Source organism: Nonomuraea sp. NPDC003804 (assembly GCF_040610675.1).
In the GTDB taxonomy this organism is placed as follows: Bacteria; Actinomycetota; Actinomycetes; order Streptosporangiales; family Streptosporangiaceae; genus Nonomuraea.
This window is the reverse complement of the sequence record NZ_JBEXMT010000043.1, coordinates 60661-75503: the sequence shown is the minus strand read 5'-3', so window position 1 is coordinate 75503 and position 14843 is coordinate 60661. Positions and strand designations below refer to the sequence as shown.

Sequence of the window (14843 nt, the reverse complement as noted above, 5' to 3'; positions counted from 1 at the left end):
ACTGCACTCGAAGGGGTGTGGGAGAGTAGGTCGCCGCCGCGCAATCTTTACGGTAAGGGCCATCCCGGTTGGGGTGGCCCTTTCTGCTTTTCCGGGCTGTTTCGAGGGCGCGCCGTGGGTGGCCTTGCCAAGGGGACCGTAGGCTGGCCTGATATGAGGACTGGATTCGCTGTTCCCGTGTCCGGGCCGTGGGCCACCCGCGCCAACATGCGCCGGATCGCCACCCGCGCCGAGCAACTCGGCTACCACGAGCTGTGGACCTTTCAGCGCCTGCTCTACCCCGAGGGTCACGCGATGGGCCCGACGTACCGCAGCGTCCACGACCCCATCGTCACTCTCTCCTACCTTGCCGGCGTCACCGAGTCGATCAGGCTGGGTGTGGCCGTGGTCAACGCCTTCGAGGCACCCGCTCTGGTGGCCAAGCAGGTGGCGTCGCTGCAGGAGGTCTCGGGCGGGCGGGTGTCGTTCGGGCTGGGGCTCGGCTGGCTGCGCGAGGAGTTCGAGGCCATGGGAGTCGACTTCGCGAAGCGTGGCCGCAGGGGTGAGGAGTTCATCGAGGTGCTGCGCAAGTGCTGGACTGACGATGTGGTCCGGCACGAGGGCGAGTTCTACCGGATTCAGGCTTCCCACATGGATCCGAAGCCGACGCCGATCCCGCCGATCCTGCTGGGCGGCGGGGCCGAGGTGGCGTTGCGCAGAGCCGGCCGGCTCGCCGACGGCTGGGTCAGCGCGAGCAGGGAAGACCTGGGCGGCATCGCCGAAAAAATCTACATCGTAAAGGAGGCGGCACGGGAAGCCGGACGCGATCCCGAGGCGCTACGTTTCATCTGCCGAGGGGTCACCACGGTCACCGACGCCGTCGACGGGCCGCCGTTGACCGGGCCGTACGAGAAGATCAGGCAGGATGTGGCGGATCTGGCGGCTCGCGGGGTGACGGAGGTGTTCCACGACCTCAACTTCGTGGCCGACATCGTGACCGCCGCGCCTGAGGAGGCGATGCGCCGGGCGGAGGAGGCGCTGGAGGCCCTCGCCCCCTGACGGACCCGTGCGCGGCACCCGGCTTCCCCGGCCGCCGGCCTGTCACCGGCCTCTGAGGTGGCCGACGCTCGGTCGCTACGAACGGCGACCGCACGTGGGTGTGACGGAAGGCGCACAACGCGGGGCCGTCAGGCGTTTCGGCTGCAGAGCGTCGCCGTCGCACCTCGCGCCTGGTGAGATCGGGCGTTGGAGTGTGTCGTCGTCCCAGGGCGTCCGGCGCGTTCCACGTGGATCGTCAGGTGCACACCTCACGGTCGGGTGGCGGACCGCGGATCATCGCTGCGCGCTGGACTTCGTCCGCCGCTTCAGCTCACCGTGGACTCGAGCGCACCGCCTCGTCGGGGCGGTGTGTCTCGTGATATCCGCCCTCCGGAGTCCGGACGACGACTCCGGTTTCCACGCCGTGCGCGGCGACGTCGCGATCACGTGCTTGCAGGCCGAGGCAGAGCCAGCGGGTGATGACGAAGGCGACGATCGGGCCGACGAGGACGGCTACGCGAAAGGCGTTGGTCACGGATTCGAGTGACAAGTGGAAGACATGAGCGATCTGGTCGTTGGCCGCGGAGGCCCACAGCAATCCGTAGAACGTGACCCCGGCCGCCGCGAGACCGGTGCGGACCGGGGTGGCCCGTGGCCGGTCCAGGACGTCGTGTCGGGTACGGACCCGGGCGAGGCGCTCCTTGTTCATCGGGCGCCCGTTCGCGTCGCGCCGCGCGCGATACGTCAGCACGCGCTCCTCGATCAGCGGGTACAGCGCCAGGACGGTGAAGAACGCGCCGGGTACGACCAGGCCGGGCACGAGAACGACGAGGCTGAGGGTGTGGCCGAAGACGGTGACCTCCCATGCGGGCATGAGCCGGAGCGCGCCGTCGATGAAGCCCATGTACCAGTCCGGTACGGCTCCCGCCGCCGTCTGGCCCGGGTTGGCCGGGCCGTACAGCCAGATGGGGGTGATCTGGACCAGCACGCCCATCATGACCAGCACCCCGACTGTCGCACCCGCCACCAGCGTGCGGGTAGCGGGACGTCCCCCCACCGCGCCGGGGAAGCGTGTGTGACCGTGCCGGCGGACCAGCCGGGCGCGAAGGGCCAGCAGGCCCGCCACGAGCAGTGGCAGCACCAGCACATGCGCCCAGTACAGCCGGGGAACGATGTCCTCGCCGGGGAAGGCCCCGCCGAACAGCAGCTGGTGGAGGTAGGTCCCGACGACGGGAATGGACAGCACGATGCTGTTGATGAGCCAGAGGCTGCCGCCTGACAGGAGGTCGTCCGGGAGGATCTTGCCGGTTTCCCCCGCGGCCATGGCGAGCGCCAGCAGCGTCACCCATGTCATCCACTGAGAGCGTCGGGGCCGGCGGAACGCGCCGGTCAGGAACATGCGTAGGAGCTGCAGCACGATGGCGGCGGCGAAGATGAGTGCCGCCCAGTGGTGCACTTGGCGGATGACCAGGCCGCCTGTGACGTCGAAGCTGATGCGCATGGCCGAGTCGAAGGCCGCGCTCACCTGAACCCCGTGCAGCGGGGCATAACCGCCGTCGTAGGTGACCCGTGACATGTCCGGATCGAAGAACAGCATGAGGAACAGGCCCGTCACGGCCAGGACCGCGAAGGAGTAGGCCGCGATCTCCCCGAACAGGAACGACCAGTGGCTGCCCCCGAACACTTGCTGCCGCATGCGTGACACGCGCATTCCGCCTCCAGGAAACTCGTCCTCTGAACAAAGGACTGAATTGCCGCCCGGAATGTGACATCGCGACCAGTGAGGTCGATCACGCTGCGGGGTGTAGCCCTGCGTCGAAGGCCCCGGGAGGCGGCGACCGCCCATGCAAGCAGGCGCGCTGCTCGTGATGAGTCCCTACCGGGTTGTTCAGAGGCGTGGGTCGTTCCGTCGTGCTCCACTCGGCGGATCTCCGGAAACGTACCGGGCGCGGAGGGCCGTCAGAGGACAGGGAAGAGCGGGGCCGGTGGATGTCGGCGCCCGGGTAGGGGTCGTTCTGGTCGCTGCGACCCAGGTCGCCGAGCTCAACCCGCTTGTTGTTGGCCAGGCGCGCCTTCGGCGGGATCGACCGTGTCGCGAGGGAGTGGTCAGCCGAGCTGCGCCGTCATCAAGGTCAGCGGTGCCATTCCTCCGACTCCACCGTCTGCTCGGCGGGCGGCGGTTTGATGTGCACCTTCATCCCCCAGTCCGACAGCCGAAGTTCCTTCGAGTGGACCTCGTAGGACGCATCGCCCGCGGACCTGCCAGGGCCGTCGTTCAGCTCGCGCCACGAGCTCCACGCTCGGCGGACGAGTTGGTCGCCGCCGATCCACAACCGCCAGGACACCTTCCAACCGGCGTACTTACCGGTGGGGGGCCTGCGGTGGTAGCCGATGCGCATGTCCGGGTTCGCCTTGTGGAGCTGCGCGAAGGTGATGGTGCCCTCGTAGAGGGTGGTGCGCACCCCGTCGTAGATCCCGGCGGGCCGCTTGCGTTCGGTGGTGGCCAGCACGGCTCGGAGGTTGGCCGCCTCGGTGAGGCTGAGGTGGGGTCCGGCCTTCAGGAAGAGCTGGCACGGCCATTCGAAGGTCACCCAGGTCTTGCCCGGCGGCAGTGGCTCATCGGGGTCGGGCTTGACGTACGACTCGTACTCGCGTTTGCCGATGCAGATTTTGCGGGTACCGGCGATGGCCACATTGGGGTCCTTCACATCCGTCGCCACGATCGTGCCCTTGCCGAAACCGACGACGCCGCGCACCGGATCGGTGAACGACCAGCTGCCGTCAGGCGAGCGTGATCCCCAACGCTCGACGATCTTCACCCCCTGGCCGGGGACGAGCTGGCGCTGGATGACACCGGCCGGATCCACGACGGCATCGGCCCGTCCGGCAGGACCTGCCGTCGCGGTGGGCACGGCCGCCATGAGAAACGCTGCCGCCATTCGTCGTCTCATCACGCAAGCGATCTTCGCAGTACCAGGTCTCAGCGGCGTCACACCTTGATCGACGGCTGGATCTGCGCCGCTGCGGCATCGGGTCGGGCCGGTCGCAGCGCTTCCACCACCCGGCTGGCCACCGAGCGCGAGCGCACCCGCCACCTGGACCCAGGCGCGCCGGCAGGTCGCCGAGCTGAGCCCAGCGGGTCCCACCGCGGCACACGTCCGGGCCGAGCTCAACGAGCAGCGGCGGACCTTCCTGCGTGCCCTGTTGACGTGCTGAGGTGGCGGATGACGTCAACCGTGCTCCCGCGACGCGGCGGGCTCGGCTGACGTCCCTCTACGGGGCCGGGCCTCAGGGTGTCCGGGACGAGTAGGGGTGATCCCCGATGCCGCCCCCCGCGTCCTCCGACAGCATGGTGGTCATGAGAACGAGGGGCATGATCGCCGTGGCCACGTTGGCGCTCTCCGCGACGGTGCTGACGGGTTGCGGGTTCGCCGGGCTCGGCGTGGCGACGGACGAGAAGACCGAGTCGTACGAGGTCACCGACAAGGTCGTCCAGCTGACGGTGAGGAGCGGGGCCGGCGATGTCGTGGTCAACGAGAGCGACAGAGCCGGGATCAAGGTCACCGAGAAGATGCACTGGCGCGACACCGCGCCCCAGGCTTCGCACCCGGTGAAGGGGGAGGTCCTCGAACTGTCCTACGACTGCGACAAGGCCTTGGACAGTTGCTGGATCGACTACACGATCGACGTTCCCAAGGCGCTGAAGGTCAAGGTCGACATGGGAGCGGGTGACATCACCCTGCGCTCGCTGAGCGGCGAGATCGAGGTGAAGACGGGCGCGGGCGACATCGGCGCCAGCGGGCTCGCGGGCAAGCGGTTGTCCGCCGAGACGGGCGCGGGCGAGCTCGATCTGAAGTTCGGCGGCGCGCCGGACAGCGTCGAGGCGCAGACGGGGGCGGGCGACGCCACGCTCCACCTCCCGCAGGGCCGCTACGACGTGACCACCGACAGCGGCGTAGGCAGTACCGTGGTGAAGGTGACCGACGACGCGAGCGCACCGCGCAAGGTCTCGGTCTCCTCCGGCGTCGGCGAGGTGAAGATCCTGCCCCAGTGAAGCGGCGGACGCCGTGGCGGCCGCCGAGACCCGACTCCGTGGGCCGGCACGCCTCCAGCTTCGTTGGTGTCAACGGCGGCGTGTAGCCGTTGGGCAGCAGCTGCTCGGCGATCGCCACAGGCTGTGCGCTGCGGCCACGACCATCTCCCTCCGGCTGTCAAGTCACGATATTTCGCGACATGACAGCAGTTCCTGCGAACAGCTCTACTGGAGGCGATTTCGAGCACGGTAACGAACGTGCGCGAGGTCACCTCCCGCCCTCCGGCGGTGGCACCGACCTGAGGCTGCCGCTTGGTGGGCGCCGAGCGAGCAGCTGACGTTCGGGGTCGTCACCGACAACGAAACGGCAGCCGGGCACATACAGAGAACGGGGAGACCTATGGGATGGGGATTGGGCGACATTGCCGACGCCGTCTCCGACGTTGCCTCCGGGGCCGGCGGCCTGGTCGAAGATGCCGTCGACACCGCCACCGACCTCGTCGAGGGGGCCGTCGACGAAGTCCTGGACACCGCGGGCGGTTGGCTGGGGGACGCCAACGGGTGGCTATGCGCCAACGGACCCAGCTGGCTGTGTCATACGAGCAACGTCGTGCTAGGAGGCATCCGAGGCCTCGTCAACAACGCTTCCGACCTCGTCGAAGACGCCGCCGACCTGCTGAGAGACGGCGGAGCGATCGTCTCAGACGTGCTGCGCGGCGACTTCTGCAAACTGGTGAACGATCTCGGCAATCTCGGGGTCGATGCCCTCGACGCCGGCGTCGACCTCACACGCACAGTGACGGGCGGCTACATCGTGGGCGGGTGGCTGGATGCCCGCGACCGTGAACACCTTCGCCGATTCATCGATCAGCGCCTCGAGCAGAAGTTCAGCAGCGACCTCCCGACGCTGGAGAAGATCCGCGAGCACATCGGCCTGGACCGAGCCTCGTACGGACTGCCGCTCAAGGCCGAACACTACGTGTGGCGGCTTGACAGCATCAACGCCAAGCTCGCCGAATGGCACCACGAAGGCACCCTCGACCTGTACGCGCTGGCGCATCTCTTCAGCGATCGCGACACCTGCGAACTCTGGAACCTCACCGGCCCCGCCGCCCGCACCGTCGTCAAGTTCGTCGATGAGAACGGCGTCGAGGGCACCGGACCCATCCGCCGCTCTCAACTGCGGAAATACATCGACAGCAACGGCGCCACGGGACGCATCCGCGTCTACGCCATGAAAGATCGGGTCGTCGCCCACAAGACGAACATCGCCACCAAGAAGTGCAAGCGCATCGGCGTCGACCTGAACTGGAATTCCAGCGAACGGTTCCCGCAGTTCGGCCAGTACGCCGTCCGAGACATCACCGAACGCGACGAGTACCTGTTCCGCGTAGAACTCGCGGCCGACGGGGTGAGCGTGAACACCGACCTCGGCGACTACCTTCGCAACGCCGGGCTACGCGCGACGAACCCCGGCCCGCGCTCTCCAGAGGAGTGCATCATCGTCGCCATCGGCGCCTTCCGCTACACCTCGGACAAGCTGCTGGGCGCCTGCAGCGGCCGCAATATCGCCGAAGGCGCCACCTGTACAACGCCGCCTGACCGTACCGATCCCTGCTGCGTGACCGTCCATCGAAGCGGCGGCTCAGGGGTCATCCACCGCGACGTTTCACCGTACAAGGTCTTCGAGTACGTCCTGGTCCATGAAATCGGACACTACCTGGGGCTGTGTCACAGCGGTCACGACAGCCCGGCGCACATCATGTGGGTTCCTCGCACGCAAGGATGGGTCGGGTGGAGCCTGCTTGGCTACTACGCCAACAGTGGCCCCTACTTCACGCGGGCTGACGGCGAGAACGTCTGGCGGTTCCTGATCGACCAGATGCCGCAGTGCCTTGCCGCCGACCACTCCGTACGGCCTCCGAGAACTCCGCAGCTGATGTAGCTCGACCGCATCATCCACGTGAAGGACGTGGGGTGGTGGGCCTGGTGCTCGGGTTCCGGGCACCAGGCCGGCGTCACCGGGTCGCTAGGCGGTCAGGTGGCGCTCCCACCAGTCGAGGATGGCCTCGAAGCGGGCCACCCGGTGGGACGGCAGCCCCGAGCGCGACATCTCGTGCCCTTCGCCGGGGAACAGCAGCATCTCGGTCTCCACCCCGCGCAGCTTCAGCGCCACGAACAGCCGCTGCGCCTGCTCGACGGGGCACCGCCAGTCGTGCTCCGAGTGGATGATCAGGAACGGCAGGTCGATGCCGGACGCGTGGCTGAGCGGGCTGAGCTCCGCCCACCCGGCGGGGTCGGCCCCGTAGAGGTCGAGCGCGAACGCCCAGCCGATGTCGCTGGAGCCGTGGAAGCTGTCGATCGCGTTGACGGCCCGCTCGCTGATCGCCGCCCGGAAGCGGTCGCCGTGGTGGGCGGCCAGCCACGTGGTCATGTAGCCGCCGTGCGAGCCGCCCAGCACGCCGACGCGTCCGCTGTCGAGGCCGCCGGTGGCGAGGGCGGCGTCGAGGAGGGCGAGCAGGTCGGTGGCCGAGACGGCGCCGACGTCGCCGATGACGGCCTTGCCGTGGGCCTGGCCGTAGCCGGACGAGCCGCGCGGGTTGCCCATGACGACCGCGTATCCGGCGGCGGCGTAGACCTGGGCCTCGTCGAAGACGTGCCAGCCGTACTGGGTGAAGGGGCCACCGTGGATCATCAGCAGCACGGGGTGCGGGCCGTCCCCGGTGGGGCGGACGATCCAGCCGTGCACGGGGTAGCCGTCGGGCGCGGCGGTGGTGATCTGTTCGAGGGGGAGCGGGGTGAGGGCGGCGAAGGCGGTGAGGGTGATCTCCTTGCCGTCGCGGAGGGCGACGAGCTCGCCGGCGCTGGTCTGGTCGGCGACGGTGGCGACGATGGTGCCGGCGGCGTGCGCGGGCGCGTAGACCTCGCGCGCGCCGGAGATCAGGATCTCGGGGTCGGCGCCGTCGTAGGGCACGAGCAGCAGGTCGGAGGCGCCCCGGTTCTCCGAGGGGAACAGCACGCCGTCGCCGGTGGTGGCGATGACGCCGTTGTTGGCCAGGTGGTACGGCTCGGCGGCGGTGAGGCGGCGGGGCGGGGCCGAGCCGTCGGCGGGCACGGACCAGACGCCGTAATGCTCGGCGATGAGGGTGCGGCCGGTGGGGCCGGGCGCGGCGGCCACGAAGCAGACGGTGGCGCCGTCGGGGGTGAAGCGCGGCTGGCCGGCCGACAGGGTGGTGTCGGTGATCTGGCGGAGTCCGGTGCCGTCGGGGCCGGCGAGCCAGATGTCGGCGTAGTGGGTGTGGTGGCGGGTGTCGTGCCGGGCGGCGCTGAAGGCCAGCAGGGTGCCGTCGGGGCTCCAGACCGGGGCGTCGTGGTCGAAGTCGCCTTCGGTCACCTGGACGGCGGGCGGCACGGAGGTGCGGGAGGCGTGGGGGTCGGTGACGAAGACGTGGGAGCGCCGGTCGGTGTAGAAGCCGAGGTTGTCCAGGCGGTATTTCAGGGTGGTGATGCGCCGGGGCCGTTCCTTGTCCGGCTTGGCGTCGCCGTACCGGCCCTCTTCGGGGACGCGGGCGACGAACGCGATGCGGCGCGAGTCGGGGCTCCACACGGGTTTGCCGGCGCCCAGCGGCTGGTCGGTGACCTTCCATGGTTCACCGCCCGCGGTGGGCATGACGTGCACCTGGGGGCGGCCGCCTGATTCGGCGCGGGTGAAGGCGAGCCACTGGCCGTCGGGGGAGTAGGCGGGTTCGGCGTCCCTGCGTCCGGCGGTGAGCTGCCGGGGTGGGGCGCCGCCGTCGGTGGGCACCAGCCAGAGCTCGCCGCGGTATTCGTCGGCCTCGAGGTCGGGCCGGGTCACGGCGACGACCGCGTGGGTGCCGTCGGGGGACACGGTCGGGGTGCCGAGCGTGTGCAGAAGGGAGATATCTGCGGGTTTCATGGCCGAGACCCTATCTGCCGGGCCTCGGCGGCGACGGCGTTGCGGAGGTCCCTGATGCCGGGGCGGCCGCGGAGCGGGTGGACGGCGTTGGTGAGCAGGACGACGGTCAGCCGGTGGGCCGGGTCGACGATCAGCGAGGTGCCGGTGAACCCGGAGTGCCCGTAGGCGTCGGTGAGCGGGCCGACGATGCCGGGGTCGCCGATGCGGACGCCGAGGCCGTGGCGGAAGGGGGCGTCCTGGACGGGGTGCTCGCGGGTCATCTCGCCGGTGAGGGGAAGGGTGCCGAGGCGCAGCGCCTCGCCGAAGCGGAGCAGGTCGTCGGCGGTGGAGAAGAGGCCGGCGTGCCCGGCGACGCCGCCGAGGGAGTGGGCGGTCTCGTCGTGCACCTCGCCGAGGGCGCGGTGGCATTCGGTCTTGGCGATGCGGGCGAGGTCGGCCTGGTCGCCGGGGGCGCCGATCGGGCGGTAGCGGGTGTCGGCGAGGCCGAGCGGGGTGGTGACCCGGTCGCGGACGAGGGCGTCGAGCGGTGCGTCGCCGGCGATCTCGGCGATCCGGCCGGCGGTGATCATGCCGACGTCGGTGTACAGGTAGGGTCCGCCGACCGGCGAGGTGATGGGGGTGGCGAGGATGGTGTCGAGGCGGTCGTCGGGGGGCACGTCGTCGACGCGGTGGGTGGGCTGGAGTCCCGCGGTGTGGGTGAGCAGGTGGCGCGGGGTGATGTGGGTGCGGTGGCCGTAGTGGTCGGGCAGCCACGTGGCGGCGGGCGCGTCGAGGTCGAGGCGTCCTTCGGCGGCCAGGGACAGGATCACCGCGGTGGTGAAGATCTTGCTGACCGAGGCGAGGTCGAAGACGGAGTCGCGGCGGGCGGGGGGCCGGGCCGGGGCGAGCGTGCCCTGGGAGTCGGTGTAGCGGACGAGCTCGCCGGCCGCCGCGGCGTCGGCGATCTCGCCGTCCACGGCGATCAGCGCGACGGCCGCGGGTACGACGGAGGGGGTGGCGGCGGCCAGGATGTCAGCGAGCATGCCGTACCTCTTCCAGGCGGGAGCCGTGTGATTCCAGCAACGCCTGTGCCTCGTCGGCGTCGACGCCGTGCTCGATCATCACGACGGCGATCTTGGCCTGGCCGCCGGCGGCGTCCAGTGCCTTCCTGGCCTTCTCGGGGTCGGCGCCGGTGATGTCGCTGACCATGCGGGCGGCGCGGCCGGCCAGCTTGGTGTTCATCGCGGACATCTCGATCATCTTGTTCCCGTAGGTGCGGCCCAGCTTGATCATCGAGATGGTGGAGATCATGTTGAGCACCAGCTTCTGCGCGGTGCCGGCCTTGAGCCTGGTGGAGCCGGTCACCACCTCGGGTCCCACGACGACCTCGATGGCGTGCTCGGCGGCGGCCGACAGGGGCGTCTGGTGGTTGCACGACAGGGCCACGGTGAGGGCGTCACGGCGGCCGGCCTCGGCCAGGGCGCCGAGGACGAACGGTGCCGTCCCGCTGGCGGAGATGCCCACGACGGAGTCGAGCCGGCCGACGTCGAGGTCGGCCAGGGCCCGCTGGCCGGCGGGGAAGTCGTCCTCGGCGCCTTCCACGGACCTGGTCAGCGCGGGCCGGCCGCCCGCGATGACGCCCTGGACGAGCGAGGGGTCGGTGCCGAAGGTGGGTGGGCACTCCGAGGCGTCGAGGACGGCCAGGCGGCCGGAGGTGCCCGCGCCGACGTACAGCAGCCTGCCTCCGGCCTGCATGCGCGTGGCGATCGCGTCGATGGCGGTGGTGATGGCGGGCAGGGCCGCGCCGACCGCGGCGGGCACGGTGGCGTCCGCCTGGTTCATCAACTGGGCGATCTCCGAGGTCGGCAGCCGGTCGATCTGGCTGTAGCGCGGATCGCTCTGCTCCGTGGACAGCTCGGGGAGTCGATCAATCATGACGCTAATTTCCACCTTTGGCATCTCGTATGCAAATAAGCTTCAGGTATGTCTTACGTACGTACCGGAGCCGAACGGCTGGCCATGGATCCAGGCCTCGTGACCGGCGACCGGCTTGGCCTGATCACCAACCAGACCGGAGTGCTGAGCGATCTGACTCCCACGCCCACAGTGCTGCGCGGCCTGACCGCCCTGTTCAGCCCTGAACACGGCATCAGAGGCACGGCGCAGGCCGGGTTCAGCGAAGGCGGGGGAGAGTGTTACGGCCTGCCCGTCCACGACACCTACCAGAAGACGGGGGCGGAGCTGGACGGCCTGGTGGCCGCCTCGGGTGTCGACACCCTGGTGTTCGACCTGTTCGACGTGGGTGCGCGCTTCTACACCTACGTCTGGACGATGAAGGATCTGATGGAGTCGGCCAGGCGGCTCGGTGTCGGCTTCGTCGTGCTGGACCGGCCCAACCCGATCGGCGGGACCGTGGCGGAGGGCCCGCCGCTGGACATGGCGTTCGCCAGCCCCGTGGGCGGCGCGGCCGTTCCCGCCAGGCACGGGCTGACGGTGGGAGAGCTGGCGCGGCTGCTCGACCCCGAGGTGCGGGTGATCACGATGGAGGGCTGGCACAGGGACCTGCCGTTCGCCGAGACGGGACTGCCGTGGGTGATGCCATCGGTCAACATGCCCACGCTCGACACCGCGCTCGTCTATCCGGGCACCGGGCTCGTCGAGGGCACGAACCTGTCGGAGGGGCGCGGCACGACCCGGCCCTTCGAGCTGGTCGGCGCACCGTACCTGGACGACAGGTTCGCGCCGGCGCTCAACGAGCTCGGACTGCCGGGCGTGCGCTTTCGCGACCTGTGGTTCACCCCGACCTTCAGCAAGCACGCCGGTGCCGCCGTCCGGGGGGTCCAGCTGCACGTCACCGACCCGCGGGCGTTCCGGCCGGTGTTCACTGCGGTGTCGCTGATCCACGTGGCGCGCTCGCAGCATCCCGAGGAGTTCGCGACCAACGACTTCCTCGACCACCTGTGGGGGTCCGACACGCTGCGGCGCTGCCTGGAGGCAGGACAGGACCCGCGCGGGCTGTGCCCGGAGCCCACCCTCCCCCGGGGTGAGCTGCTCTACCGGTGATCTCAACGCAGATCGCGCCGGTAGAGCCAGAAGACCCGCTCTGCTCGCGCGCCCACGGCGCGCGAGTAGAAGCGGAGCGGGCCCACCCAGCCGATCTGCGTCTCGGTCAGGCCCGCGGCGTGCTGGTCGGCCAGGCAGCGGCGCAGCAGCCTGCCGCCCACGCCGAGACCGCGCGCCGCGGGGGCGGTGCCCATCGGGCCGAACCACAGCGGCCTGGCGCCCCAGGCGGCGAAGGCGACGATCTCGCCGTCGAGCGTGGCGTAGTGCAGGCCGGTGGCGTTGGCCGCCTCCCAGGCCCAGTTCGCGTTCCACTCCCGCTCGGCGAAGGCGGCCACGCGCGCGCGGTCCTCGCCGGAGGCGGCGGTGTGCAGTTCGACGCCGGGCCGCAGCGGCGGCTCCGCCTCGGCGGCGACGGGCAGCCGGGCGGTCATGTTCCAGGCGACGTGATAGCGCTCGTAGCCGGCGCTCTCGGCCAGGCACGCGGCGGCGGTGTAGCGCACGTCGATGCCGGGCCAGGCGTAGGCCGGCGGGTTGCCGGCGAAGCGCGCCTGCGTCGCCCCCTCGGCACGCAGCCACGTCTCGGCGGCGGCGACCAGCTCGCGCCCGCGTCCCTTGCCCTGGGCGTCCGGGTGGACGGCCAGCAGGTCGATGTGCCCGATCGTCGGGTCGCGCTCCGACAGCGAGACCATGACGAGGCCGCCGTCGGTGGTCAGCGCCTTCCACCTGCGGGTGGCAGGCGGCGACATGAGCCGGTCGACCAGGGCGGGAGCCTCGGCGGCGTCGAAGGTGAGCGCCGCGCGCGCGATCTCGCGCGGCCCTGTCATCCGCGCTCCACATGGGTGGCCACGACGCTGCGCCGCTGGGGGTGGAAGCAGGCGTGCCGCTGCGGGATGTCGCCGGTGATGCCGAGCACGGGACGGCTCGCCTCGCACTCGGCCGTCCTGAACGGGCAGCGCCTGGCGAACAGGCAGCCGGCGTCCTGGTGGCTCTCGTCCAGCGACTCGGTCGGCACCACCGGCTCGGCGCCCGGCACCTCCAGGCCGTGCAGCACGGGGATGGCCGACAGCAGCGACTGGGTGTAGGGGTGGACGGGGTCGGCGATGATCGTGTCGACCGGGCCGCGCTCGATGACCTGGCCGCGGTAGATGACGTACAGCTCGCCGTCGTCGCCGATGTAGCGGGCGGTGGCCACGTCGTGGGTGATGAACAGCACGCTCACCCCGAGGCTCTCCCGCAGGTCCTTCAGCAGCGCCAGGATGCCGAGGCGGAGCGACACGTCGATCATGGAGGTGGCCTCGTCGGCGACGAGCATCTCGGGGTCGACGGTCAGCGCGCGGGCGATGACCACGCGCTGGCGCATGCCGCCCGACAGCTGGTGCGGGTAGCGGCCGAGCACGGAGGCCGGGTCCAGGCCGACCAGGGACAGCACCTCGGCGGCGCGCGCCTCGATCCACGACTTCGGCCTGCCGGTCTGCCTGGCGCGCAGCTCGAGCGGGGCCTGGAGCGTCTGGTGGATGGTCCTGGTCGGGTTCAGCGCCGAGTAGGGGTCCTGGTGGATCATCTGGATCTTGCGGAAGTGCGGCTGCCTGGCCTTCGGCTTCAGCGACGACATCTCCACGCCGTCGATGCTGATCTGGCCGTCGTCGTAGCTCTCCAGGCCCGCGATGATCCTGCCGAGCGTCGTCTTGCCGCAGCCGGACTCGCCGATGAAGGAGGCCGCGCCGCCCTTGGGGATCTCGAAGTCGACCCCGCGCAGGGCCTGCACGGTCCGTCCCGACAGGACGCTTCCCCGCTGCTTGAAGGTCTTGGTGATGCCCTTGCCGCTGATCATGCGTTTTCCTTCACCTTGACCGCGTGGCAGGCGACGATCCGGTCCCCGTGCGGCAGCGCCTCGGGGTCGGCGGTCTCGCAGACGTCCATGCGCAGGGCGCAGCGCTCCCTGAACACGCATCCCTCCTTCGGCACGGTGGCCAGCGTGGGCGGCCGGCCTGGCAGGGCCTGCGCCTCGTTGATGTCGCCGGTCAGGCGGGGGATGGCCTTGATCAGGCCGCGCGTGTAGGGGTGCTGGGGGTCGGCGAGCACCTGGCGGGTGGGGCCCTGCTCGACCAGCCGCCCGCCGTACATGACCGCCAGCCGGTCGGCGACCTCAGCCACCACGCCGATGTCGTGGGTGATGACCATGGTGGTCAGCCCGCGCTCGGCGTGGACCTCGCGGATGATCCGCAGGATCGTCGCCTGGGTGATCATGTCGAGCGCGGTGGTGGGCTCGTCGAGCACGACCACGTGGGCGTTGAGCACCAGCGCCAGCATGATGCCGACGCGCTGGCGCATGCCGCCCGACAGCTCGTGCTGGTGGGAGTCGAGCACCCGCGCGCCGTCCAGGCCCATGCGGGCCAGCAGGTCCTTGGCGTCCTTCACCAGGCCCCGCAGGTCCTCGACGCCGTGGGAGCGGCCGAGGTCGAGCAGCTGCTTGCCGACGGTCTTGAGCGGGTTGAGCGAGTTCTGCGCGGCCTGGAAGACGTAGCCGATGTGGGCGCCGCGCGCCTTGCGCAGCCGCTCGCCGTCGAAGGTGACCACGTCGCCCAGGTCGTCGATCTCGACGCTGCCCGCGCTGATCCGCCCGGGCGGCTGCACCGCGTTGAGCAGGGAGAACGCCAGCGTGGACTTGCCGGAGCCGGACTCGCCGACGATGCCGGTGATCGTGCCGGCGGGCAGTTCCATGCTGACGTTCCTGACGGCGGGCAGCTCGCCCGCCGAGGTCTTGTAGACGACCGTGAGGCCGTCGATGCGCACGCCCGGCGCCTGCTTTGCCAC

12 protein-coding genes are annotated in these 14843 nt (G+C 70.4%); 4 read left to right on the top strand and 8 right to left on the bottom strand.

Features of this window, described 5'->3' with window-relative positions; genetic code table 11:
• Nucleotides 1–153: 153 nt before the first annotated feature.
• Nucleotides 154–1038: a TIGR03619 family F420-dependent LLM class oxidoreductase gene (locus ABZX22_RS40480; protein WP_354920961.1), complete on the top strand. Its 885-nt coding sequence runs from the start codon at nucleotides 154–156 to the stop codon at nucleotides 1036–1038.
• Nucleotides 1039–1348: 310 nt separating this feature from the next.
• On the opposite strand, the gene ABZX22_RS40475 is transcribed toward ABZX22_RS40480, so the two are convergent.
• Nucleotides 1349–2713 carry a cytochrome b gene (locus ABZX22_RS40475; protein WP_354920958.1) on the bottom strand — a complete coding sequence of 455 codons (1365 nt, stop codon included), beginning with the start codon at nucleotides 2711–2713 and terminating at the stop codon, nucleotides 1349–1351.
• A gap of 436 nt (nucleotides 2714–3149) precedes the next feature.
• Nucleotides 3150–3956 carry a hypothetical protein gene (locus ABZX22_RS40470; protein ID WP_354920955.1) on the bottom strand — a complete coding sequence of 269 codons (807 nt, stop codon included), beginning with the start codon at nucleotides 3954–3956 and terminating at the stop codon, nucleotides 3150–3152.
• A 419-nt stretch (nucleotides 3957–4375) separates the two neighbouring features.
• Between ABZX22_RS40470 and ABZX22_RS40465 the strand changes: the two genes are divergently transcribed.
• Both ABZX22_RS40465 and ABZX22_RS40460 read left to right on the top strand, forming a co-directional pair.
• A complete protein-coding gene (locus ABZX22_RS40465; protein WP_354920952.1) occupies nucleotides 4376–5071 on the top strand; it encodes a DUF4097 family beta strand repeat-containing protein in 696 nt (231 codons plus the stop codon).
• 391 nt (nucleotides 5072–5462) lie between these two features.
• Nucleotides 5463–6995, top strand: a complete 1533-nt coding sequence (locus tag ABZX22_RS40460; protein WP_354920949.1) for a hypothetical protein — start codon at nucleotides 5463–5465, stop codon at nucleotides 6993–6995.
• A gap of 84 nt (nucleotides 6996–7079) precedes the next feature.
• Here ABZX22_RS40460 and ABZX22_RS40455 read toward each other — a convergent pair whose 3' ends face one another.
• Genes ABZX22_RS40455 through murQ form a run of 3 tightly spaced genes read right to left on the bottom strand, consistent with a single transcriptional unit; the run spans nucleotide 7080 to nucleotide 10901 of the window.
• Nucleotides 7080–8987: a S9 family peptidase gene (locus tag ABZX22_RS40455; protein WP_354920946.1), complete on the bottom strand. Its 1908-nt coding sequence runs from the start codon at nucleotides 8985–8987 to the stop codon at nucleotides 7080–7082.
• Complete coding sequence (locus ABZX22_RS40450) at nucleotides 8984–10009, bottom strand: serine hydrolase domain-containing protein (protein WP_354920943.1); 1026 nt, start codon at nucleotides 10007–10009, stop codon at nucleotides 8984–8986. The genes ABZX22_RS40455 and ABZX22_RS40450 overlap by 4 nt, the downstream gene beginning before the upstream one ends.
• Nucleotides 9999–10901: an N-acetylmuramic acid 6-phosphate etherase gene (murQ, locus tag ABZX22_RS40445; protein WP_354920940.1), complete on the bottom strand. Its 903-nt coding sequence runs from the start codon at nucleotides 10899–10901 to the stop codon at nucleotides 9999–10001. The genes ABZX22_RS40450 and murQ overlap by 11 nt, the downstream gene beginning before the upstream one ends.
• A gap of 48 nt (nucleotides 10902–10949) precedes the next feature.
• Between murQ and ABZX22_RS40440 the strand changes: the two genes are divergently transcribed.
• Nucleotides 10950–12029 carry a DUF1343 domain-containing protein gene (locus ABZX22_RS40440; RefSeq protein WP_354920937.1) on the top strand — a complete coding sequence of 360 codons (1080 nt, stop codon included), beginning with the start codon at nucleotides 10950–10952 and terminating at the stop codon, nucleotides 12027–12029.
• Nucleotides 12030–12031: 2 nt separating this feature from the next.
• Here ABZX22_RS40440 and ABZX22_RS40435 read toward each other — a convergent pair whose 3' ends face one another.
• From ABZX22_RS40435 to ABZX22_RS40425, 3 genes are read right to left on the bottom strand one after another with little or no spacing between them, the layout of a single operon-like run.
• On the bottom strand, nucleotides 12032–12853 hold the full coding sequence (locus ABZX22_RS40435) for a GNAT family N-acetyltransferase (RefSeq protein WP_354920934.1): 822 nt from the start codon (nucleotides 12851–12853) through the stop codon (nucleotides 12032–12034).
• Nucleotides 12850–13860 (bottom strand): ABC transporter ATP-binding protein, encoded by a 1011-nt coding sequence (locus tag ABZX22_RS40430; RefSeq protein ID WP_354920931.1) that lies wholly within the window; start codon nucleotides 13858–13860, stop codon nucleotides 12850–12852. Before ABZX22_RS40430 ends, ABZX22_RS40435 begins: the two co-directional genes overlap by 4 nt.
• Nucleotides 13857–14843, bottom strand: a complete 987-nt coding sequence (locus tag ABZX22_RS40425) for an ABC transporter ATP-binding protein (protein WP_354920928.1) — start codon at nucleotides 14841–14843, stop codon at nucleotides 13857–13859. Before ABZX22_RS40425 ends, ABZX22_RS40430 begins: the two co-directional genes overlap by 4 nt.

Coding starts and splice junctions, on each gene's coding strand:
- ABZX22_RS40480 (WP_354920961.1), top strand. CDS start 154: ATGAGGACTGGATTCGCTGTTCCCGTGTCCGGGCCGTGGGCCACCCGC.
- ABZX22_RS40475 (WP_354920958.1), bottom strand. CDS start 2,713: ATGCGGCAGCAAGTGTTCGGGGGCAGCCACTGGTCGTTCCTGTTCGGG.
- ABZX22_RS40470 (WP_354920955.1), bottom strand. CDS start 3,956: ATGGCGGCAGCGTTTCTCATGGCGGCCGTGCCCACCGCGACGGCAGGT.
- ABZX22_RS40465 (WP_354920952.1), top strand. CDS start 4,376: ATGAGAACGAGGGGCATGATCGCCGTGGCCACGTTGGCGCTCTCCGCG.
- ABZX22_RS40455 (WP_354920946.1), bottom strand. CDS start 8,987: ATGAAACCCGCAGATATCTCCCTTCTGCACACGCTCGGCACCCCGACC.
- ABZX22_RS40450 (WP_354920943.1), bottom strand. CDS start 10,009: ATGCTCGCTGACATCCTGGCCGCCGCCACCCCCTCCGTCGTACCCGCG.
- murQ (WP_354920940.1), bottom strand. CDS start 10,901: ATGATTGATCGACTCCCCGAGCTGTCCACGGAGCAGAGCGATCCGCGC.
- ABZX22_RS40440 (WP_354920937.1), top strand. CDS start 10,950: ATGTCTTACGTACGTACCGGAGCCGAACGGCTGGCCATGGATCCAGGC.
- ABZX22_RS40435 (WP_354920934.1), bottom strand. CDS start 12,853: ATGACAGGGCCGCGCGAGATCGCGCGCGCGGCGCTCACCTTCGACGCC.
- ABZX22_RS40430 (WP_354920931.1), bottom strand. CDS start 13,860: ATGATCAGCGGCAAGGGCATCACCAAGACCTTCAAGCAGCGGGGAAGC.